The sequence below is a fragment of the Oceanicola granulosus HTCC2516 genome (genome assembly GCF_000153305.1).
Classification (GTDB): Bacteria; Pseudomonadota; Alphaproteobacteria; order Rhodobacterales; family Rhodobacteraceae; genus Oceanicola; species Oceanicola granulosus.
This window is the reverse complement of sequence record NZ_CH724107.1, coordinates 1,960,853-1,981,800: the sequence shown is the minus strand read 5'-3', so window position 1 is coordinate 1,981,800 and position 20,948 is coordinate 1,960,853. Positions and strand designations below refer to the sequence as shown.

The following is a 20,948-nucleotide window of genomic DNA, read 5'->3' as shown; positions in this document are numbered from 1 at the left end:
ATTTACCAGATCGCCCAATGCTGCCCGGCGAAGGCATGGCCGGCGAAGTGGACGAAGGCGGCGGCGTAGACGAGGCCGCCGAGCGCCGCGAGGGCGCGCTGCGCCCAGGTCTCGCAGCGCCGCCAGACGATGACGAGGCAGAGCGCGAAGAGCACGCCTTCCAGCGTGCCGATCAGCGCGCCGTGGTGGCCGGTGTCCCAGAACGAGAACGGGCTGGCGAAGGTCCAGTCGGTGAGCGGCCAGAAATGGGCGCGGGCGTCGGTGGCGTGGAGCGGCAGGTCGAGCGCGATGTGCAGCAGCGCCGAGAGCGCCAGCAGCGGCAGCCACCAGAGCCGTAGCGCGAGGCCGAGCGCGGCGAGGGCGGCGTAGAGGACGGCGGAATTGAAGACGATCACCAGCTGCGCGGTGAGGGGGCCGCGGCCGGTGAAGTGCTCGAGGAACAGGAACAGGTCAGGCAGCAGGCCGCCGGCGAGGATCACCGCCCACGCCCCCCGCCGCCGCTCGCGGCCGAGAACAGCGAGGCTGAGGGCCATGTGTGCGGGGGTGTTCATCGGCGCGCGCTCCTGTCGGGGCGGAGCGTCGGCGCTGGTGGGTGCGGGGTCAAGGCCGGCCCGACCCCGCACGGGAAGTCGCTTACATCTGCTCCTTCTGCGCGCCGCTGTGCTTGCGCGCCTTGCCGAGGTCGGGCTTCTGGCCCAGCGGCTCGGGCGGGCTGACGACGGAGAACTCCGCCTTGCCGTCGAGCGACTTGCCCTTGGTCCAGCGGCCCTCGGGGGTCGGCTCGTCGAGCGAGGTGTTGAGGAAGTAGTAGCTGTGCTCGGTCGCCTCGTGCTCCTCGGGGGTGGAGTTCGGGATCGGCAGCATCGCCTCCATGCCGCCGAGCTCCTCGATCACCGCCAGCCACTGCTGCTGGTGCATCGTGTCGCGCGCGATCAGGAACGACAGCATGTCCTTCATGCCCGCATCGTCGGTCATGTTGTAGAGACGGCTGGCGAGCACCCGGCCGGAGCCTTCGGCCATGGCGTTGGCGGTCATGTCGGCGGCGAGGTTGCCGGTGGCGTAGACGTGGCTCATGTCGAAGGGCACGCCGTTGGCGTTGACCGGCATCGCCGACAGGCCCGACGACAGGATGTGGCGCGGGTTCATGCCGCCCATGATCGCGTTGACGATCGGGTCCTTGGCGGCCTCTTCCTGCACCGTCACCGGGGCGCCCTCGAGGTTGAGCGCGACGGCGTGGCCGAGGAACTCGATGTGGCTGAGCTCTTCGGTGGCCGTCATCATCAGCATGTCGCGGTACTTGGCGTCGCCGCGCGCGCCCATCGCCTGGAAGAAGTATTGCATCGCGACACGGATCTCGCCCTCGACGCCGCCGATCGCCTGCTGGAGGAACTTGGCGAACTGGGGATCGGGGGTATCGACACGGACCTCGTATTGCAGCTTGCTCGAGTGGTGAAACATGGGACGGCTCCTTGTCGCCTTGAGGTGGGATGGAAGTGCGGTGCAAACGGTCCGTGCCCGGCGCGGTTCCCGCCGACGGTCCGGCGTTGCTGTTTGCTAAGAGGCTGGCGCGGCGCGCGGGGCGGGCCTAACATCGCCGCCAATGTCCGGCGCGGCGGAGGCTGCGCCGCAAGCGAACGGAGTGTTATCGTGAGAAACATCAACTGCATGCGGGCAGCCATCGCCGCCGCCGCGCTGGCCGCCCTGGGCGGGTGCATCGAGGCGGGCGACTTCGCCGTGGCCGACGACAATCGCGGCACCCCGCTCGAGATGACCCGCCAGACCCTGCCGGACCGCGACGCGGTCATGGCGCGGCGCGAGCGCGACGGGCTGAGCGACGATCAGCGCGCCTGCGTGCAGGCGGTCAACCGCGCCTACGACGGCCGCCCGGCGCGGGTGATCGAGACGGAGGTGGTGCGCGGCGTGACGCTGGTGCGGATGCGCGCCAACGGCGACATCTGGCGCTGCGCGGTGCGCGACGGCCAGGTGGGCGACCTGCGCGAGGTGAGCTGAGACCGGGCCCGCGCCCGGTCAGCGCCGGGCGAGGGTGTCGCCGAGGCTGAGGGTGGGCGACAGCTCGACCTTCTCGGCCTCGGCCTGCTCGCCGGTGTGGCGGGCGAGGACGATCCGCGCGGCCCGTTCGCCGATCTCGCGGCGGCAGGCGTCCATCGTGGCGAGCTGGCGCGGCAGGCCGTCGAGCAGCTCGACGCCGTTGAAGCCCGCGAGGCCGATCCGGCCGGGGATATCGATGCCCTTGTCGAGCAGGTAGAGCAGTCCGCCGGCGCCGATCATGTCGTTGGAATAGTAGAGGAAGTCGATGTCGGGCGTGCGCGCCAGCATCGCCTCCGTCATCTCGCGCCCCTTCGCGAGCGCCGAGCCGCCGGAGTAGAACTCCTGGTCGGCGATCTCCACCCCGGCCTTGCCGAGGCGGCGGGTCATGCCCTCGAACCGCTTCCGGGCGCGGTGGTCGAGCGGCATCTTGGTGCCGAGGAAGCCGATGCGGCGGTAGCCCGCGTCGAGGATCGCCTCGGCCATCACCCGCCCGGCGCGGCGATGCGAGATGCCGACGCAGGCGTCGATGGGGTCGCCGTCGGTGTCCATGATCTCGACGACCGGGCAATCGGCCCGCGCCAGCATCGCCCGCGACGCCTCGGAGTGCTCGAGCCCGGCGACGATGACCCCGGAGGGCCGCCACGACAGCATCTCGAACAGCACCTTCTCCTCCTTCTCGGGGAGGTAGTCCGTCACCCCGACGACGGGCTGCAGCTGGCTGTTCTCGAGCGTCTGCGACACGCCGGCGAGCACTTCGGGGAACACCATGTTCTTGAGCGACGGGATCACCACCGCGACGAGGTTGACCCGGCTCGAGGCCAGCGCGCCGGCGATCTTGTTGGGCACGTAGCCGAGCCGCTTGGCCGCCTCCTGCACCTTGAGGCGCGTCGCCTCGCTCACGTCGCCCTTGCCGCGCAGCACGCGGCTGACGGTCATCTCGCTGACGCCCGAGGCTTCGGACACGTCGCGCAGGGTGAGGGGGCGTCTGGGAGGTATGCTCACGGGCCGGGTCCTGGTCACTGTCGCGCCGGTTATGCCCGAGGCCGCGCCCGTGTCCAAGCCCGACGGCGGCCTTGCGCGATGGGCCGTCGGGGCCGTATGAGGGGCGGCGTGGCCCCGTGGCTCAACTGGATAGAGCAATCCCCTCCTAAGGGATAGGTTGCAGGTTCGAGTCCTGCCGGGGTCGCCACGCCTCCTTCAGCGCGCGCGGCCGGCCTGTTGGCCGGTCACGTGGGTCAGTCGAACGTCAGGGCGAGGCCGGCGACGATGTCCGTCGCGCCGGCGAGGGTGAGGTGGCCGTAGTCGAATTGCAGCGGCGTGCCGTCGCTGGCGTGGGTGGCGCAGGGGGCGCCGCCCGGGCAGAGGCGGGCGATGACGTCGATGTAGGTGACGCCGGCGCGCCGGGCGATGGCGCGCATCTCGCGGTTCAGGGCGAAGCGGTCGGCGCGGATGTGGTCGCCCGGGACGGTGCCGCCGAGCGCGGCGCGGCTGAGGAGGTGGGGCAGGGGGCGGTCGTATTCCGGGACCGGGCCGAGCAGGATCACCTCGTCCGCCTGCGCCGAGAGCCGGGCCAGGGCGGGGGCGAGGCGGGGCAGGTCGGCGGCCTGCCAGCGCCCGCCGAGCACCACCGCCGCCGGGCGGACCCCGGCCAACAGCTCGCCGTAGACCCAGGCGCGCAGGTCGGTGCAGCGCGGCTCCCCCGGCGTGGCGGGGAGCGGCCTGCATCCGGAGGCGGTGGCCTGCAGCACGCGCGCGTGCGGCAGCGCGTCGTGCAGGCTGCGCCAGTATTGCGCGGCGTGGCTGTCGCCGAACAGCAGGACGCTCGGGCGGCGCGGGTCGGGGGTGGCGCAGCGGGCGACGTCGTAGGCTGCGAAGCCGCCGTCGCCCCGGCCGATGAAGCAGCCTCCGGCCCCCTTGCGGAACTGGCGCTGGTGGACGGGCGTGGCGGCGTACTCGGCGACGGCGGCGAGCGCGGCGACCTCGGCCGGCACGTGGCGCGCCAGCCGGCCCTGTGCCGCGAGGTGGCCGACCAGCGCGACGCCCGCGAGCGCGGCGGCGGCGCTCGCGAGGACGGGTGCCGGCGGCGCGCGGCGGGCGCGTAGGGTGCGGAAGGGGCGCTCGACGAAGGCGGTGGAGAGCGCGGCGAGGAGCAGGCTGGCGGCGAGGAGCAGGGCCGTGTCGGCCGCGCTGTCGCCGCCGCCCGCGACGCGCCAGAACACCAGCAGGGGCCAGTGCCAGAGGTAGAGGCTGTAGCTGATCCGCCCGATCGCGCGCAGCGGCGGCGCACCGAGCAGCGGCGCGAGCGGGCCGGTGCCGCCCCAGCCGACGAGCAGCATCGCCCCCAGTACGGGCAGCGCGGCGCGCCAGCCGGGGAAGGCGACGGTCGCGTCGTAGAGGAAGACGGGGAGCAGGATCAGGGCCAGCCCGAGCGCGCCCGCGCCGCGCAGCGCCGGGAGGCGGGGGGCGAGGGCGAGGAGCGCGCCGAGGCCGAGCTCCCATGCCCGGAACGGCAGCAGGTAGAAGCCGGCGTCGGGCGCGGCGGCGCTGGCCCGGAGCGCCGCGAGGAAGGACAGCGCGGTGAGGGTGGCGAGGACGGGCATCAGCCAGCGGCGCAGTCGCGTGGCGAGGAGCGCGAGGAGCGGGGGGAACAGCAGGTAGAACTGCTCCTCGACGGCGAGCGACCAGGTGTGCAGCAGCGGCTGCGCCTCGGCGGGGGCGGAGAAGTAGCCGGCCTCGCTCCAGAACCAGACGTTGGCGGTGAAGCTGACGGCGGCGAGCATCGCCCGCCCGAGCGCCGCCTGCTCGTGCGGCAGGTGCAGCGCCGCCGAGAGCGCGGCGACGCCGAGCAGCATCGCCACCAGCGCCGGCAGCAGGCGCAGCGCGCGGCGGGCGTAGAAGCGGGCGAGGCCGAAGCGGCCGGCCGCGAGCTCCTCGCAGAGCAGGCGGGTGATGAGGTAGCCGCTGATCACGAAGAACACGTCGACCCCGACGAACCCGCCGGGCGCGAGCCGCGGGTCGAGGTGAAACAGCACGACGGGCAGCACCGCCACCGCCCGCAGACCGTCGATATGCGCTCTGTACTCCATCGCGCGCAGCTTGCCGCGCGATTGGTGAAGGAAGGGTGAACGGCCCGCTGCCGCGCCGCCCCGACTTGACCGCGCAGGCGGTGTCTGCAAGGGCTGGCGCGTCCCGATAGCCAGGAGATCCCGATGACCCAGCGCCTGCATCTCGTCTTCGGAGGCGAGCTCGTCGACCCCAGCAAGAACGCCTTCAAGAACGTGGACGACATCCACATCGTCGGCATGTTCCCCGACTACGACAGCGCCTATTCCGCCTGGAAGGCAGAGGCGCAGCGGACCGTGGACAACGCGCACATGCGCTACTTCATCGCCCACCTGCACCGGCTGCGCGACGAGGAGCGAGAAGCCTCGCCGACCGAGGAACTCGATCCCTGAGAGCCATGCGCCCGGATGACGCCCTCGGAGGTGCGGCGGCGGCGGGCCGCGAGGCCGAGATCGTCTGGTTTCACCGCGCGCCGGAGACCGACACCGATGCGCTCGTCGGGCTGCTGAACCGGCTGCGCACCGAGGACGACGCGCTCGGCTTCGTGGTCACGGGGCACGGGCCGCCGCTGCCCGAGGGGCTGGCGACGTGCCTGCAGGTCACGCCGGGCACCAGCGCCGAGGCGCGCGCGTTCCTCGACTCGTGGCGGCCGGCGGTGCTTGTCTGGATGCGCGGCCGCTTCGTCGCGCCGCTGCTGGCCGAGGCCGACCAGCGCGGGGTGGTGCGCATCCTCGCCGACGCCGCCGGGGCCGATCTCGGTCCGCCCCGGTCCGGCTGGCTCGCCGCGCGGCGCAACCTGATGCGCGGCTTCCGCCATGCCCTCGCGCTCGACGCCGACGCCGCCTACCGGCTGCGCCGGGCGGGGCTGGCGGAGGAGCAGGTGGAGCTGTCGGGGCCGCTGGAGGAGTCGGCCGTGGCGCTGCCCGGCAGCGAGCGCCGCCGCGCCGGGCTGGCCGAGGCGCTGGCGGGGCGGCCGGTCTGGTTCGTGCCGGGGGTGCAGGCGAGCGAGGTGGAGGCGCTGATCGCGGCGCACCAGAAGGCGACGCGGCGCGCGCACCGGCTGCTCATGGTGATGATGCCCGACCGGCCCGCCGAGGCCGAGTGGATCACCGACGCCCTGCGCGGCAGCTTCAAGACCTCGTGCCGCAGCGAGGGCGACGAGCCGACGGAGGCCTGCCAGGCGCTGATGGCCGACGAGTACGACGAGGCGGGCGTCTGGTACCGGCTCGCGCCGCTGACCTTCATGGGCGGCACGCTCGGCACCGGCAGCACGCGCTCGCCCTACGAGCCCGCCGCGCTGGGCTCGGCGGTGCTGCACGGGCCCCATACCGGCGCCTGGTCGCCCGCCTTCCTGCGGCTGGCGCAGGCGGGCGCGGCGCGGGGCGTGCAGGACACCGACGACCTCGGCAACGTCATCGAGACGCTGCTCGCGCCCGACCAGGCGGCGCGGATGGCGCACGCGGCGTGGGAGTCGATCTCGTCGGGGGCGCCGGTGACGAACCGGCTGCTCGACCTGATCCGCGACGCGCTCGACGAGGCGGGGTTCTGATGCCCGAGCCGGCCTTCTGGGCGCGCCCGCCCGGCCGGCGTTCGCTGCGGGCGGGGCTGCTGGCGCCGCTGGGCGCGCTCTACGGCCACGCGACGGCGCGGCGGCTGGCGCGCGGCGCGGGGGCGGGGCTGCGGGCCGGGGTGCCGGTGATCTGCGTGGGCAACCTCAACGCCGGGGGTACCGGCAAGACGCCGACGGTGATCCGCCTGCTCGAGCTGCTCGCGGCGCGCGGCGTGACGGCGCAGGTGGTGTCGCGCGGGCACGGCGGCCGGCTGGCGGGGCCGGTGGCGGTCGACCCGCGCCAACACGGGGCCGGCGAGGTCGGCGACGAGCCGCTGCTGCTCGCCGCCTTCGCGCCGGTGACGGTGGCGCGCGACCGCGCCGCCGGGGTGCGCGCGGCCGAGGCGGCGGGGGCGGAGGCGATCCTGCTCGACGACGGCTTCCAGAACCCGGCCGTGGTCAAGGACCTGTCGCTGGTCGTGGTCGACGCGGCGCGCGGCTTCGGCAACGGGCGCTGCATCCCCGCCGGCCCGCTGCGCGAGCCGGTGGCGGCGGGGCTGGCGCGGGCCGACCTGCTGCTGACCATCGGCGACGCGGCGGCGCAGGTGCGGTTCGAGGCGACCTGGGGCGAGGCGGTGCCGGAGGGGCTGGCGCGGGTGCGGGGCGCGCTCGCGCCGCTGGAGACGGGGATGCCGTGGGGCGGGATGCGGGTGCTGGCCTTCGCCGGGATCGGCCATCCGGAGAAGATGTTCGCCACCCTGCGCGGGCTCGGGGCCGACATCATCCACGCCGAGCCGCTGTCCGACCACCAGCCGCTCACCAAGGGGCTGATGGCGCGGCTGGAGGCGGATGCGCGGCGCCACAACGCCCAGCTGGTGACGACGGAGAAGGACGCGGTGCGGCTTCCGGCGGAGTTCCGGGCGCGGGTGCTGACGCTGCCGGTGCGCCTGAAACTGGACAGCGCGGCGCCTCTCGACGCCGCGCTCTCGCGGATCGGTCTGCCGGGGTAGCGCTTACTGCGCGGCGTCCTCGGTTTCGGTCTCGGCGTCGATCTCCAGGTCGGCCTCGGCCGCTTCCATCTCTGCCTCTGCCTCTGCCTCGGTCGCCATCTCGACCTCGGCGTCGGCCTCGGTCCAGCCGGATGCCTCGACCGCCGCGTCGAGCGCCGGGAACAGCTCGGACGACCAGTTGCCCTCGAATTTCTCGCCATCGATGAGGAAGGTGGGCGTCGAGGTGATGTCGTCGGCCTCGGCGTTCTCCTCGAACCACTGCACCAGCGTCTGCGCGGTGGTGGCGTCGCTCAGGCAGGCGTCGAGCTGGTCGTTGTCGAGCCCGGCGGTGCGGGCCAGCCGGCGCAGGTTCTCGGCGATCCCGGCCGGGTCGCCGCCGGAGGTCCAGTCCTGCTGCTCCTCGTAGATCAGGCTGGTGAGCCCGAAGAACCGCTCCTCGCCGCCGCAGCGGGCGATCATCGAGGCCCAGAGGCCGAAGCGGTCGAAGTAGACCTCGCGGTAGACCATCTGCACCTTGCCGGTGTCGATGTAGTCGCGCTTGAGCTCGGGATAGTGGTTGACGTGGAAGTTGGCGCAGTGGGGGCAGGTGAAGGAGGCGTACTCGGTCAGCGTGACCGGCGCGTCCTCGGCGCCGATGACCATCTCCTCGATGGTCGAGGTATCGATCTCGCCGGCATCCTGGGCCTGGGCCGCGCCCGGCAGGAGCTGGTCGCCGGGGCCGGCGGGCTGGGTGAGGAGCCACGTGCCGCCGCCGGCGAAGGCGAGCGAGAGCAGGGCGATGGAGAGGGTCTTCTTCATGGTCCGTCCTTGATATTGTGGCGGAATGTCAGGTGCCGCGTTGGCGCTTGCCGAGAACATTGGCTCCGAGCGCCTCGAGCGCAAGGCGCAATTCCTCGCTCGCCACGCCCTCGGTTGTGCGCCGCGCGGCGGCGACGGTGGCCGGATCGGGCGCCCTGGGGGCGGGCGGCGGCGCGGGGGCGAACACGGCCTGCCCCTCGGCGAAGCCGGTGGGGGCGGTCTGGGTGATGCGCACGCGCGTGATGGCGCGGTAGCCGTAGACGGCGTTGACCCGCTCCTCGATGCGCGGCTTCTGCATCTCGAGCATCTGCGCGTGCGCGCCCGTCGTCAGCAGCACCAGCGTTGCGCCGATGCCCTGCCGGCCATAGCTGATCTCGACGGGCCGGCTGATCGCGGCGATGTCGGGGCCGACCGTCTCGACCCACTGGGTCAGCAGGCGCGACACCGCGAAGCCGCGCGACTGGGTCGCGGTGCGGATGCGGGATTGCATCAGGCCGGAGGCGCGGGCAAACCCCCGTGTCGTGCTGGTGTGGCGCGGGCTCTTCATGGGGCGGTACTGTAATCCAACGCCGCGACGGTGCCAGAGGAACGATGGGGAACGGCATAAAAGATGCGTGACGCTTTGTGTCGGGACCTGCTCGACTGGTACGACGTCCATGCCCGCCAGCTGCCCTGGCGGGTGCCGCCCGCCGCGCGCCGCGCCGGTGTGCGCCCCGATCCCTACCGGGTGTGGCTGTCGGAGGTGATGCTGCAGCAGACGACGGTGCCAGCGGTGAAGGGCTACTTCCGCCGCTTCACCGAGACCTGGCCCACGGTCGAGGCGCTGGCGGCCGCCGAGGACGGCGCGGTGATGGAGGCGTGGGCGGGGCTCGGCTACTACGCCCGCGCCCGCAACCTGCTGAAGTGCGCCCGCGCCGTCGTCGCCGAGCATGGCGGCCGCTTCCCCGAGACGGCCGAGGGGCTGCGCGAGCTGCCGGGGATCGGGCCCTACACCTCGGCCGCGATCGCCGCGATCGCCTACGACGCGCCCGCCACGGTGGTCGACGGCAACGTCGAGCGGGTGATGGCGCGACTCCACGACGTTCACACGCCGCTGCCCGCCGCCAAGGGCGAGCTGACGGCGCTGGCCGCCGCGCTGACGCCCGAGGCGCGGCCCGGCGACTACGCGCAGGCGGTGATGGACCTCGGCGCGACAATCTGCACCCCGCGCCGGCCGGCCTGCGGCATCTGCCCGTGGCGCACGCCCTGCGCCGCGCGCGCCGCCGGCACCGCGCCCGAGCTGCCGGCGAAGGCGCCGAAGGCCGTCAAGCCGGTGCGGCTCGGCCACGCCTACGTCGCCCGCCGCGCCGACGGCGCGTGGCTGCTCGAGCGGCGGCCCGACAAGGGGCTGCTCGGCGGGATGCTGGGCTGGCCCGGCAGCGACTGGAGCGCCGCCCCCGCCCCGGCTCCGCCGCTCGCGGCCGATTGGCGCACGGTGGGCGAGGCGCGGCACACCTTCACCCACTTCCACCTGCGCCTCGCCGTCGAGGTCGCCGAGCTGCCCGAGGGCGCCGTCCCGGCGCGGGGCAGCTTCGTGCCGGTGGCCGATTTCCGCCCCGCCGCGCTGCCGACGGTGATGCGCAAGGTCTTCGACATCGCCCGCAGCGCGCTACTGCCCGATTGACCCGGGGCGCGGCACGTATAACGTCGGAGGCCGCACCCAGGAGCACGACCGCCATGGCCCCCTCGCGCCCGATCTCGACCCGCACCGGCACCCTCGCCCACGCGCTGCCGTTCTGGCTGTCGCTCGCGCTGGTGCCGCTGCCTTGGATCGGCGCCGTCTGGGGCGGCTGGACCGTCGCGCTCGCGCCGCTGGTGACCTGGTACATGTTCGCGCTGATCGACCAGCTCACCGGCCTCGACGAGAGCAACGCCGACCCCACCACGAGCGACGCGCAGCTGATCTGGTACCGCGCCATCGTGCTGATCTGGGCGCCGGTGCAGGCGCTGATGCTGTTCGGCATGATCTTCTACGTCAGCGGCGCCGACCACCTGGGGACGTTCGAGAAGATCGCGCTGTTCTTCGGCGTCGGCGTGCTGACCGGGACCATCGGCATCGTCTACGCCCACGAGCTGCTCCACCAGCGCAACCGGCTCGAGCGCTGGCTCGGCGACGCGCTGCTGGCGATGGTGCTCTACGGGCATTTCCGCTCCGAGCACCTGCTCGTCCACCACCGCTACGTCGGCACCCCGCGCGACCCGGTGACGGCGCGCTACAACGAGAGCTTCTACCGCTTCTACCCGCGCGTGCTCTACCAGTGCCTGGTCTCGGCGTTCCGCGCCGAGCAGGCGATGCTGGCGCGCAAGGGGCTGCCCTGGTGGCACCGCTCCAACCCGTTCTGGCGCTACTGGGCACTGGCCGGGGGCGCGCTGGCGCTGGCGGCGCTGCTGGGGGGCTGGACGGGGCTGGGGCTGTTCCTCGTGCAGGCGGGCACGGCGGTGTGGGCGCTGGAGCTGACGAACTACGTCGAGCATTACGGGCTCACCCGCAAGCATCTCGGCGAGGGCCGCTACGAGCACGTCATGCCGCGCCATTCCTGGAACGCCAGCCACAAGGCGTCGAACTGGCTGCTGATCAACCTGCAGCGCCATTCCGACCACCATTACCGCCCCGACCGCCGCTTCCCCTTGCTGCAGACCTACGACGAGAGCGACGCCCCGCAGCTGCCCCACGGCTACCCGCTGATGGCGCTGTTCGCGATGTTCCCGACCCTCTGGCGGCGCCAGATGAACCCGCGTGTCCGGCGCTGGCGCGAGATGTATTCAGGAAAGATCACGGACCCCCGGGGTCCAAGGCGGGGACGAATGAAGGTGCGCGGTAGGGGAGCAAGGGATCGGCTCATGGGGGCGGCATTTAACAGGCAGGGCCTGTAATGAATGCGCACCCTACAGCCGCAGGGTGCGCATTCATTGCGCACCTTTGCGTCGGGCGGTCGCCGGATGAGCCGTAGGGTGCGCATTTATCGCGCACCTTCATACCGAACAGCCGCACCTGCACCACGAAAAATGCCCCCGACGCTCGCCAGAGCGACCGGGGGCAGGTTGTGCCGCGGGCCTGGGCGCCGCGGGCACTGGCGGTAATCAGGAGGCGGCCATCTCGGCGCGGATCTGCTGGCGCAGCAGGTCGATCGGGACGGTCTTGCCGTCGCGGCGGAAGCACCAGTAGGTCCAGCCGTTGCAGGACGGGGCGCCCTCGAGGTGGGCGCCGACCTGGTGGATGGAGCCCTTCACGTCGTCCGCCACGAGCGTGCCGTCGGCGCGCACCTTGGCGGACTTCTGGCCGTTGAGCGAGGTCAGCACCTCGCCCGGCCGCAGCATGCCGCGCTCGACCAGCTGGCCGAACGGCACCCGCGGCTCGGCGCGCTTGGAGGTGGTCACCGCGAGCGCGTCGCGGTCGTACTTGCGGATGCGCTTGAGGCGGGCCTCGGCGACCTCGCGGTAGGCGGCCTCGCGCTCGATGCCGATCCAGTCGCGGCCGAGCATCTTGGCCACCGCGCCGGTGGTGCCGGTGCCGAAGAACGGGTCGAGCACCACGTCGCCGGGGTTGGTCGTGCCGAGCAGCACCCGGTGCAGCAGCGATTCGGGCTTCTGGGTCGGGTGGGCCTTGTCGCCGTTGGCGTCCTTGAGCCGCTCGTGGCCGGTGCAGATCGGCAGCACCCAGTCCGAGCGCATCTGGGTGCCCTCGTTGAGCGCCTTCAGGGCCTCGTAGTTGAACGTGTATTTCGAGCCTTCCGACTTCGACGCCCAGATCAGCGTCTCGTGGGCGTTGGTCAGCCGCTTGCCGCGGAAGTTCGGCATCGGGTTGGACTTGCGCCAGACCACGTCGTTGAGGATCCAGTAGCCCTGGTTCTGCAGCTCCGCGCCGAGGCGGAAGACGTTGTGGTAGGAGCCGATCACCCAGATCGCGCCGGTCGGCTTGAGAAGCCGGCGGGCCTCGGCGAGCCAGGCGCGGGTGAAGGCGTCGTAGGTCTCGAAGGTGGCGAACCGGTCCCAGGCGTCGTCGACGGCGTCGACGCGGCTGTTGTCGGGGCGGTGCAGGTCGCCCTTGAGCTGCAGGTTGTAGGGCGGATCGGCGAAGATCAGGTCGATCGACGCGTCCGGCAGGGTGCGCATCGCCTCGATGCAGTCCCCGGAGAGTATAGTGTTCAGTGGGAGCGCGGTGGCCCCCTTGGTCATCGTCTTGGTCATGCGTCTGCCTCGTCCCCCGGCGGGTTGTCCCGCTCATTGGTTGGCTTGCAGCATGAGTCAGAGGGGATTCGCTGTCAAAATCTTTATTGAATCAAGCGCTTAGCGAATTCTCTTGATACAAGATGTTGTAGATGGGAGCGAAGCTCCGCCTATGGTGTGGGGTCACTCCGAGATTTTGGAGCGCCGACCTGTGGCCCTTCGTCCCGTACCCCATGTTGGTCTCCCAGCCGTAGCCGGGATGCTGTTGCGCCAAGTCCACCATGATGCGATCGCGCGCCACCTTGGCCACGATCGACGCGGCGGCGATGGACAAACAGCGCGCGTCCCCCTTCACGAGCGCTTCGCCCGAACAGGCGAGATCGCGGGGCAGCATGTTGCCGTCGATCAGCGCGTGGTCGCAGGTCTGCTCGAGCGCGGCGAGGGCGCGGCACATGGCGATGTGACTGGCGCGCAGGATGTTGTGGGTGTCGATTTCGGCCACCGAGCAATGCGCGACGGCGACGCAGGCGACCTCGCGCAGCTCGGCGTCGAGCGCCTCGCGGCGGGCGCGCGGGAGAGCCTTGCTGTCGGCGAGCCCCTCGGGGATGCGGGCCGGGTCGAGCACCACGGCGGCGGCGGTCACGGGGCCGGCGAGCGGCCCGCGCCCGACCTCGTCGACCCCGGCGATCCGCGCGAAGCCCCGCTGCAGGGCGCGGGTCTCGAAGGACAGGTCGGCGACGATCTCCATGGCCCCCTCTGTGCCTTTCCCCGCGCGGCGAGCACAAGAGCGAAAAGCGGCGCCTTGCCCCGCCACGGGGGGCGCGTCAGAACGCGATACGGAAGCCCTCCGCGGCGAGGCAGCCGGGAAGGTAGCCCGAACGGGAGCGGCCCTCGGGGGTGCGGGTCCGGACGTGGCAGATGCCGGGCAGCCGGTCGTAATCCGCGTAGTTGCGCAGCAGGCAGCGCTTGCGCAGGAGGGTCAGCGTGCCGCGGCCGGTCGGTGTGTCGACGAGGCAGAAGCCCGGCACCGGGCCGGGCGCGGCGGGGGCGGGGGCGTCGTCCCAGCGCCAGTCGTCGCCCTCCTCCTCGCCGTAGCCCGGGAGCGGCATGATCGGCGAACTCTCGTCGTCGTACTCGTAGAGATCGTAGAGGCTGTCGCCGAGGTGGTAGGTGGGCGGATAGAGGTCGTAGCGGTGGTCGGCGCTTGCCTCTCCGGGCGCGAGCGCCATGTTCGCGGTGAGGAGCGTGCAGAAGGCGGTGGCGATCGGCTTGAGCATGTCTTTTCCTTTCACGGCCGGATTGGTGCTGCCGCCATTCTGGCCAAGTGACTGACGCCGATACGATATCGCCCCGCCGCTATCGCCTAGCGCGCGGCCGCGGAGCGCGTGGTTATTGAATAGCACCCCGCGCGGGGGCAGGTTGGGCGGATGAAAAGACTTATCCTCTCCCTTACGTTCCTTGCCGCGTTCGCTTCCGCCGCCTCGGCCGAGTGCTACGCGGACTACAAGGCAAAGCAGGACGATCCGCTCCGTCTCCAATACGGTGTGGCACAGATCGATGGTCCGTGTACTGTGGGCGATGCCAATGAGGAACTCGTCAGCCGCCTGGCCGACGAGGGCTGGCAGCTGCTCGAAGTGCTGGACGTGTTCGATCTGGCCGGTGCCGAATTGAGGAGAGAGAATGCGGGAGATTACTACCTCCGCTACTGAAACGCGACAGACCGGGACCAGGGTGGTCGTCGCGGGCATCGCCTCGATCGTCCTGATCCTCGGGATCGCGGCGATCCTGCTCTTCATGAACCTGCCCGACGCGAACGCCTTCAACGCTCGCGTCGAGCGCATCTTCGTCGAGAACTCGAACCTCACCAGCCAGGCCGAGGTGAAGCTGCTCGAGATCCTCGCGCAGTCGGGCACGGCCTTCTCCGAGACCCTGACCAGCTACCGTTTCGTGATCTTCGTGCTGCTCGTCTTCGCCACGGCGCTGCTCGTCGCGGCGGTGGCGTTCCTCGTGATGCTGATCGCGCTGAACCGGCGGATGAGCCGGATCGAGCAGAAGGGGATCGAGGTCAACTCGCTGATGATCGCGCGCGAACAGAACCTCGTCTACCTCAACAACTTCGAGTTCAAGCTCACTGCCGCGGCGATCGAGACGCTGTCGGTCCTCGCCGAGGCGCGGCTCGACGACGAGGTGATGTCGGGCGCGGAGATCGAGGCGGTGATCTCGGGGCGCGACGCGTCGGACTGCGAGGAGGCTGCGGGCGCGACGCGGATCAAGCGGCTGCGCGACTCGCTGGGCAACCAGATGATCTCGGAGCTGCTGGTGAAGAACATCGCGCGCCAGGGATACATGCTGGCGATCGACAAGAGCGTGATCCGGATGGTGTGAGCGGGCGCCGCGGGCCGGGCTGAAGCCCGGCCTACGTGTCCGGCGGCCCTGTAGGCCGGGCTTCCGCCCGGCTCTCCGCTCCGGATCATGGCGCCATGCGCACCTCCTCCGTCCGCTCGATCGTGGCGCTGAACCGGCGGTCGGCGGCGGAGAGGGCGGCGTAGAGGCGGTAGCGGCCGGGGGAGGCGACCCATTCCTGCGCCGCCACGTCGAACCACGCGAAGGCGCGGTCGGGCAGCTCGAACGATACCTCCGCCCGTGCGCCGGGCTCGAGGCGGACCTTCGCGAACCCCTTCAGCTCCGCCTCCGGCCGCGGCACCGGCGCCGCCTCGGGGGCGACGTAGAGCTGCACCACCTGCGCGCCGGCGCGGGCGCCGCGATTTTCGACGGTGACGCTGACACGGTCGTCCGCCGCCTCGACGGCGGTGATGTCGATGTCGGTGTAGCCGAGCCCGTGGCCGAACGGGTAGAGCGGCGCCGGCCCGTCCGCGCGGTAGCCGATGCCCAGCCCCTCGGCGTAGACGACGCGGCCGTTTTTGCCGGGGTAGGCCTCGGCGCCCTTGCCCTGGGTGGGGGCGTCGGCGAGGCGGCGGGGGAAGGTCTGCGGCAGCCGGCCCGAGGGCTCCACCGCGCCGGTCAGCACGTCGGCGAGGGCGTGGCCGGCCTCCTGGCCCGGGTACCAGGCCTGCAGGATCGCGGCGACGTCGTCGTGCCACGGCATCTCGACCGGCCCGCCCGTCTGGAGCACCACGATGGTCGTTTTCGCCACGGCGGCGACGGCGGCGACGAGGTCGTCCTGCCGGCCGGGGAGGGTCATCGACGGCAGGTCCCAGCCCTCGGTGTCCCACTCGGCGTTGCGCCCCACGCAGACCACCGCCACGTCGGCGCCGCGCGCGGCCTCGACGGCCTCGGCGAAGTCGGCGTCGTCGCGGGGGCGGCCGATCCCGAGCTGGTAGGCGCGGACGTGGAGGTTGAAGGCGGGGGCGGTGCGGTACTCGAGGCGCACCTCGTGCGCGCCCTCCGACAGATCCACCTCGCCGACGACCGGATCGTTGCCCTCCTCGAAGAAGGTGCTGCCCCGGGTCCAGCCGTCCCACGCGTCGGCGACGAGCTGGTCGTCGATGAACAGCCGCGCGCGGCCGGCGCAGTGGATGCCCGCCCGGTGCAGCCCGGCGCGGTCGGGCGTGTAGGTGCCGGTCAGGCGGAAGGAGCACTCCCCCGGATCGACCTTGCCGCCGCCGATGCCCTGGACGAGGAACGCCTCGGTGTCGGTCACCGTCTCGACATGGACCGGCGCGCCCGCGAGGTCGGTGTTGGCGAACCACTCGACGCGGAAGCGGCCCGAGAGCACCGGCTCGAAGCGGTGGTTATCGCAGCCGGCGGCGACGCTGACGCGGTTGTCGCCGAGCGCGGCGCGCAGGCCCTCGGCGGGCGACACCAGGCGGTGGGCGTTGAGCTGCGCCGAGCCGCCGCCCATGGCGCGCGCGAGGGGGGCATTGGGGCCGACGACGGCGATGTGGGGCGTGCCGGAGAGCGGCAGGATGCCGTTGTTCTTCAGCAGCACCGTCGCCTCGGCCCCGGCGCGGCGGACGAGCGCGCGGGTGCTGTCGCGCTCGACGGCGCGCTCGTCGCGGGAGCCCTGGTCGTCGATGGCGCCGGTGCGCTGCATCAGGCGCAGCATGTTGGCGGCGCGCGTGGCGATGGTCTCGGGGGCGACCTCGCCGGCCTCGACGGCGGCGACGAGCTTGTCGCCCCGGTCGCGGGTCGGGCCGGGCATCTCGAGGTCGAGCCCGGCATTGATCGTCGCGGCGGTGGTGTGGGAGCCGAACCAGTCGCTCATCACCACGCCGTCGTAGCCCCACTGGTCGCGCAGCACCTCGTTCAGCAGCCACGGGTGCTCGGAGGTGTAGGTGCCGTTGAGGCGGTTGTAGGACGACATGATCGCCCACGTTCCGGCCTCCTTCACCGCCGCCTCGAACGGGACGAGGTAGAGCTCGCGCAGGGCGCGCTCGTCGATTTCCGACGACATGGTGGTGCGCTGGATCTCGCTCTCGTTGCCGACGAAGTGCTTGGGCGTGGCGGCGATCCCGTTGTCCTGAAGGCCGCGGATGTAGCCGACGGCGAGGCGGGCGGTGAGGTAGGGGTCTTCGGAGTAGCACTCGAAGTTGCGGCCGTTGAGCGGGCCGCGCTGGAGGTTGATCGTGGGCGCGAGCAGGACGTGGCAGCTCTTGTCCCGGGCCTCGTCGGCGAGCGCCGCGCCGATCTCCTCGACGAGCTCGATGTTCCAGCTCGCGCCGATGGCGATGCCGACGGGGAAGGCGGTGGCCTTGACGCCGCCGGTCAGGCCGCCGCCGCCGCGCGCGCCGTTGGGGCCGTCGGTGACGCGCAGGCTGCCGATCCCGAGCCGCTCGACGGGGGCGACGGACCAGTCGTCCTGCCCGGAGAGCAGGCGGACCTGTTCCTCGAGCGTCAGGTCGGCGGCGAGGGCGATGGGGTCGCGGTCGGGCATGGGGTGTCTCCGGTGGCGCTAACGGGTTCGGCGCCTGTCTCGTGCAGATCGCCGCCGCCGTCCAGCCCCCGGCTCAGGGCGCGATGTCCACCCAGACCAGCCGGTGCGGCCCGGCCTCCGCGAGCAGGTCGGCGCCGGGGGTGCCGGCGGCGGGCCAGAAAACGCCGGCCCCGGTGACGGCGAGGTCGGCGGAGGGCAGGATGTAGGCGACGCGCAGGTTGCCCGCCGAGTTCGCCTCGTCCCAGTCGGCGGTGGCGAGGCTTGGGTCGCCCGCGTGGCCGGGCGAGGGCGCGGCGGCTCCGCCGGGGCTGGCGGGGCGCGGGTCCTGCAGGCGCGGATCGGCGAGGAAGGCGGCCATGGCGGAGCGGTCGCCCTCGCCGTCGGCGGGGTCGAGGTTGGTGTTGGCCATCACGACGAACGGCGCGGGCGGCGGCGCGCCGAGCCCGCCGTCGAGCAGCACCTGCCAGAGCCGCAGCTCGTCGCGCGCGCGCAGGCCGTTGCGGTCTTCGGGGCCGTCGAAAACCGGGGGCGTGGCGTCGTGGACCAGCAGGGTCAGCCGCCCGCCGGGGGTGGCGACCGGCACTGCCCAGTGGCCGTTGGAGGACAGCCGCTGGATCGCCTGCGCCTCGGGGGTCGGAAAGGGCGCGCCGTCGCGGGTGGGCAGTGTCGCGCCGGGCAGGTCGCGCCAGAGCAGGGCGGAGAAGTCGCGCACCTCCTCGGCGAGGATCGGGTGGCGCGACAGCACGGCCATGCCGCCGTCGCCGGCGAAGCGGCCGTAGCCCTGCGCGTCGCGCGCGTCGACGCGGCCGTCGCCGTCGAGATCGACGCCCGTCGCCATGCCGCCGTTGGGGCGGAGCGCGAAGCGGTGCGGGTAGCCGCCGGCCCTGTCGGCGAAGGCGGTGAGGGCGGCGAGGCCGTGATCGTAGTCGATGTCGGTGAGGACGAGGATGTCGGGCGCGACCTCGGCGACGATGCGGGCGGCGGCGGCGGCCTGGGCCTCGTCCTTGCCGATGTCGCGCAGCAGCAGGCCCGGCCCGTCGCGCGACAGGGGGGCGGCGTAGACGGCGAGGCGGAGCGTCTGGGCGGCGGCGGGCAGGGCGGCGAGGCAGCAGAGCGCCAGCGCCAGCAGGATCAGGCGTGCGCGACGTTCTCGCCCTGCGCGGCCGCGTAGGCGCGCTGGCGCTGGTTCGAGATCATCTGCGCCACCCGGTTCATCGCGATGCCGCGCATGAACAGGGAGGCCGGGAGGAATGCCCATGCCGTCATCGTCCAGATCAGCGTGTGCGGATTCTCCAGCGAGATCGGGTTGAGGAGATCCGAGGCGAGCTTCACGATCGCCGGGATCAGGAATGGCAGAAGAAACCCTAAGACGAGGTTAACCTGCGCGTCCCGATTGAGTCGCTCGACCACGTCGCCGCCCGCCGTCGGATCGAAGGTGGGCAGGTTGATCCAGACGTTGAAGCCCCCGGTCCGCGCCGGCCAGTGGGCAACGCGCAGCACCAGGACGAAGATCGACAGCGACAGGATCGAGATGAGGTAGCTGAGCCCGGCGGCGGTGCGGACGTTGTCGATCAGCTGCCGGCTCGACTCGTCGGGCATCATCAGCACCACGAGACGCACCGGCGAGTAGGGGAAGTCGATCGCGCCGCCGACGCGGCGGCCGATGACGGTGAAGAAGTCGGTGATCGTCGTGGGGTTGGTCTGGCCGCGCGCGATCACGGTGATGAGGAACACGCCGGCGAACAGGGAGAAGAACCGGACCCGGTTGAACGGCGGCGCGTCGCGAAACTCGACGAGGCTGGGGTAGGCGGAATTGTACTCGATGAGCGTGAAGATGGCGCCGACGAGGGCGACGAGCGCGACGACCTGGGTCGTTTCGGCGTGGGTTCCCGGCAGCAGGATGGAGGGCGTCGCGACCAGCAGGACCACCAGAACCGCACGCAGCAGCGCACCTGTAAGCCGCGAAATCACTGCTCGCTACCCTCGACCCGGCCGCGGGCGATGCGTCGCCGCCCGCTTGTTCGTTGTCCCCGGTCAATTGTGACCGGGTGCCTCATTCTTGCCATGTTTCTGCCCACATCCAGCAAGCCCATCAAGAGTCGGGGATAAATGGCCATCCAAAGGGGGCGATTCCGAGGCGCTGGTGGTGCGGAAGTGCAACCTTTTGTCAGTCGAGCGATGACAATTGGTGCGACGCGGCCGAGATAGGGCAAGGTGTGGCGTGGGGTGCCGCAAGATGTTGTAGGGCCGCCCAGAGGTGGGGGAGGCCGGGCGGCAGCCCGGCCATCCGGGCTCAGACCCAGGGGCGCTCCTGCGCGACGCGGCTCTCGAAGGCCTCGATGGCGGGCGCCTTCTCCATCGTCAGGCCGATGTCGTCGAGCCCCTCGAGCAGGCAGTGCTTGCGGAACGGGTCGACCTCGAACGGGATGACCTGGCCGTCGGAGGTGTTGATCTCCTGCGCCTCGAGATCGACGGTCATGCGCGCGTTCGCGCCCTTCTCGGCGTCCTTCATCAGCAGGTCGACCTGCTCCTGCGGCAGCGCGATGGGCAGGATGCCGTTCTTGAAGCAGTTGTTGAAGAAGATGTCGGCGAAGCTGGGCGCGATGACGCAGCGGATGCCGAAATCGAGGATCGCCCAAGGCGCGTGCTCGCGCGACGAGCCGCAGCCGAAATTGTCGCCCGAGACGAGGATCTCGGCGTCGCGATAGGCCGGCTGGTTGAGCACGAAATCGGGGATCTCGTTGCCGTCGTCGTCGTAGCGCATCTCGTCGAACAGGTTCTTGCCGAGACCCGTGCGGTGGATCGTCTTCAGGAACTGCTTGGGGATGATCATGTCGGTGTCGACGTTGATCAGCGGGAGCGGGGCGGCGATGCCGGTCAGGGTGGTGAACTTTTCCATGGTCTCTCCTACGCGCGGCCTCAGGCCGGCTCGCTCTCGGTCATCAGCTCGCGCACGTCGGTCAGGCGGCCGGTGATCGCCGCCGCCGCCGCCATCTGCGGAGACATCAGGTGGGTGCGCCCGCCGCGGCCCTGCCGGCCCTCGAAGTTGCGGTTCGACGTCGCCGCGCAGCGCTCGCCGGGAGACAGCTGGTCGGGGTTCATCGCCAGGCACATGGAGCAGCCCGCGAGGCGCCACTCGAAGCCGGCCTCCTTGAAGATGTCGGCGAGGCCCTCTTCCTCGGCCTGCGCCCGCACGAGGCCGGAGCCGGGAACCACCATGGCGCGCAGCCCGGGCTTGATCTTCTTGCCCTTCAGGATCGCGGCGGCGGCGCGGAGGTCCTCGATCCGGCCGTTGGTGCAGGAGCCGATGAAGACCGTGTCGATCTCGATGTCCTGCAGCGCTGGCCGGGCTTGAGGCCCATGTACTCGAGCGCGCGCG

At 71.8% G+C, this 20,948-nt stretch carries 22 protein-coding genes and 1 tRNA gene; 9 read left to right on the top strand and 14 right to left on the bottom strand.

The features are described 5' to 3' along the window. Positions 1–2: 2 nt before the first annotated feature. Complete coding sequence (locus OG2516_RS09565; protein WP_007255457.1) at positions 3–551, bottom strand: hypothetical protein; 549 nt, start codon at positions 549–551, stop codon at positions 3–5. Positions 552–633: 82 nt separating this feature from the next. Then, on the bottom strand, positions 634–1,458 hold the full coding sequence (locus OG2516_RS09560) for a manganese catalase family protein (protein WP_007255456.1): 825 nt from the start codon (positions 1,456–1,458) through the stop codon (positions 634–636). 189 nt (positions 1,459–1,647) lie between these two features. On the opposite strand from OG2516_RS09560, the gene OG2516_RS09555 reads away from it, so the two are divergent. Then, positions 1,648–2,010, top strand: coding sequence for a hypothetical protein (locus tag OG2516_RS09555; RefSeq protein ID WP_156799306.1), 363 nt, complete (start codon positions 1,648–1,650; stop codon positions 2,008–2,010). An 18-nt stretch (positions 2,011–2,028) separates the two neighbouring features. Here the strand turns inward: OG2516_RS09555 and OG2516_RS09550 are convergent, their stop codons facing one another. Next, complete coding sequence (locus OG2516_RS09550; RefSeq protein ID WP_040615061.1) at positions 2,029–3,051, bottom strand: LacI family DNA-binding transcriptional regulator; 1,023 nt, start codon at positions 3,049–3,051, stop codon at positions 2,029–2,031. 110 nt (positions 3,052–3,161) lie between these two features. On the opposite strand from OG2516_RS09550, the gene OG2516_RS09545 reads away from it, so the two are divergent. Beyond that, positions 3,162–3,238, top strand: a tRNA-Arg gene (locus tag OG2516_RS09545). A 46-nt stretch (positions 3,239–3,284) separates the two neighbouring features. On the opposite strand, the gene OG2516_RS09540 is transcribed toward OG2516_RS09545, so the two are convergent. Beyond that, positions 3,285–5,135 (bottom strand): acyltransferase family protein, encoded by a 1,851-nt coding sequence (locus OG2516_RS09540; RefSeq protein WP_007255453.1) that lies wholly within the window; start codon positions 5,133–5,135, stop codon positions 3,285–3,287. Between the two features lie 123 nt (positions 5,136–5,258). Between OG2516_RS09540 and OG2516_RS09535 the strand changes: the two genes are divergently transcribed. From OG2516_RS09535 to lpxK, 3 genes are read left to right on the top strand one after another with little or no spacing between them, the layout of a single operon-like run. Next, positions 5,259–5,504, top strand: coding sequence for a DUF4170 domain-containing protein (locus OG2516_RS09535; RefSeq protein WP_007255452.1), 246 nt, complete (start codon positions 5,259–5,261; stop codon positions 5,502–5,504). 5 nt (positions 5,505–5,509) lie between these two features. Next, positions 5,510–6,661 (top strand): 3-deoxy-D-manno-octulosonic acid transferase, encoded by a 1,152-nt coding sequence (locus tag OG2516_RS09530; RefSeq protein WP_007255451.1) that lies wholly within the window; start codon positions 5,510–5,512, stop codon positions 6,659–6,661. Then, complete coding sequence (gene lpxK / locus OG2516_RS09525) at positions 6,661–7,671, top strand: tetraacyldisaccharide 4'-kinase (RefSeq protein ID WP_007255450.1); 1,011 nt, start codon at positions 6,661–6,663, stop codon at positions 7,669–7,671. Before OG2516_RS09530 ends, lpxK begins: the two co-directional genes overlap by 1 nt. Positions 7,672–7,674: 3 nt before the next feature. Here lpxK and OG2516_RS09520 read toward each other — a convergent pair whose 3' ends face one another. Next, complete coding sequence (locus OG2516_RS09520) at positions 7,675–8,469, bottom strand: DsbA family protein (RefSeq protein ID WP_007255449.1); 795 nt, start codon at positions 8,467–8,469, stop codon at positions 7,675–7,677. Between the two features lie 28 nt (positions 8,470–8,497). Beyond that, the gene (locus OG2516_RS09515; RefSeq protein WP_007255448.1) at positions 8,498–9,016 is read right to left on the bottom strand and encodes a DUF721 domain-containing protein; all 519 of its coding nucleotides are present in this window, start codon (positions 9,014–9,016) and stop codon (positions 8,498–8,500) included. Positions 9,017–9,079: 63 nt separating this feature from the next. On the opposite strand from OG2516_RS09515, the gene mutY reads away from it, so the two are divergent. Both mutY and OG2516_RS09505 read left to right on the top strand, forming a co-directional pair. Continuing rightward, positions 9,080–10,132, top strand: a complete 1,053-nt coding sequence (gene mutY / locus OG2516_RS09510; protein WP_040615059.1) for an A/G-specific adenine glycosylase — start codon at positions 9,080–9,082, stop codon at positions 10,130–10,132. 53 nt (positions 10,133–10,185) lie between these two features. Further along, entirely contained in the window at positions 10,186–11,382 is a 1,197-nt protein-coding gene (locus OG2516_RS09505) for an alkane 1-monooxygenase (protein WP_007255446.1), read from the top strand. 207 nt (positions 11,383–11,589) lie between these two features. On the opposite strand, the gene OG2516_RS09500 is transcribed toward OG2516_RS09505, so the two are convergent. From OG2516_RS09500 to OG2516_RS18980, 3 genes are all read right to left on the bottom strand, one after another. Then, positions 11,590–12,696, bottom strand: a complete 1,107-nt coding sequence (locus tag OG2516_RS09500; RefSeq protein ID WP_007255445.1) for a site-specific DNA-methyltransferase — start codon at positions 12,694–12,696, stop codon at positions 11,590–11,592. A gap of 91 nt (positions 12,697–12,787) precedes the next feature. Continuing rightward, positions 12,788–13,423: a ribonuclease HII gene (locus OG2516_RS09495; protein ID WP_007255444.1), complete on the bottom strand. Its 636-nt coding sequence runs from the start codon at positions 13,421–13,423 to the stop codon at positions 12,788–12,790. Between the two features lie 76 nt (positions 13,424–13,499). After that, complete coding sequence (locus tag OG2516_RS18980; RefSeq protein WP_007255443.1) at positions 13,500–13,952, bottom strand: hypothetical protein; 453 nt, start codon at positions 13,950–13,952, stop codon at positions 13,500–13,502. 150 nt (positions 13,953–14,102) lie between these two features. Between OG2516_RS18980 and OG2516_RS09485 the strand changes: the two genes are divergently transcribed. After that, positions 14,103–14,384, top strand: a complete 282-nt coding sequence (locus tag OG2516_RS09485; RefSeq protein WP_007255442.1) for a hypothetical protein — start codon at positions 14,103–14,105, stop codon at positions 14,382–14,384. Then, a complete protein-coding gene (locus OG2516_RS09480; RefSeq protein WP_050769128.1) occupies positions 14,356–15,060 on the top strand; it encodes a winged helix-turn-helix domain-containing protein in 705 nt (234 codons plus the stop codon). Before OG2516_RS09485 ends, OG2516_RS09480 begins: the two co-directional genes overlap by 29 nt. 85 nt (positions 15,061–15,145) lie before the next feature. Here the strand turns inward: OG2516_RS09480 and OG2516_RS09475 are convergent, their stop codons facing one another. From OG2516_RS09475 to OG2516_RS20735, 5 genes are all read right to left on the bottom strand, one after another. Beyond that, positions 15,146–17,569, bottom strand: coding sequence for a beta-glucosidase H (locus OG2516_RS09475; protein ID WP_007255440.1), 2,424 nt, complete (start codon positions 17,567–17,569; stop codon positions 15,146–15,148). Positions 17,570–17,642: 73 nt separating this feature from the next. Further along, the gene (locus tag OG2516_RS09470) at positions 17,643–18,593 is read right to left on the bottom strand and encodes an endonuclease/exonuclease/phosphatase family protein (RefSeq protein ID WP_040615738.1); all 951 of its coding nucleotides are present in this window, start codon (positions 18,591–18,593) and stop codon (positions 17,643–17,645) included. 107 nt (positions 18,594–18,700) lie between these two features. Then, complete coding sequence (locus tag OG2516_RS19530) at positions 18,701–19,498, bottom strand: hypothetical protein (RefSeq protein ID WP_007255438.1); 798 nt, start codon at positions 19,496–19,498, stop codon at positions 18,701–18,703. A gap of 364 nt (positions 19,499–19,862) precedes the next feature. Beyond that, the gene (leuD, locus tag OG2516_RS09460; protein ID WP_007255437.1) at positions 19,863–20,468 is read right to left on the bottom strand and encodes a 3-isopropylmalate dehydratase small subunit; all 606 of its coding nucleotides are present in this window, start codon (positions 20,466–20,468) and stop codon (positions 19,863–19,865) included. A 20-nt stretch (positions 20,469–20,488) separates the two neighbouring features. Further along, positions 20,489–20,948: aconitase family protein (locus tag OG2516_RS20735; protein WP_007255436.1), on the bottom strand; the 460-nt coding region annotated here is incomplete at its 5' end.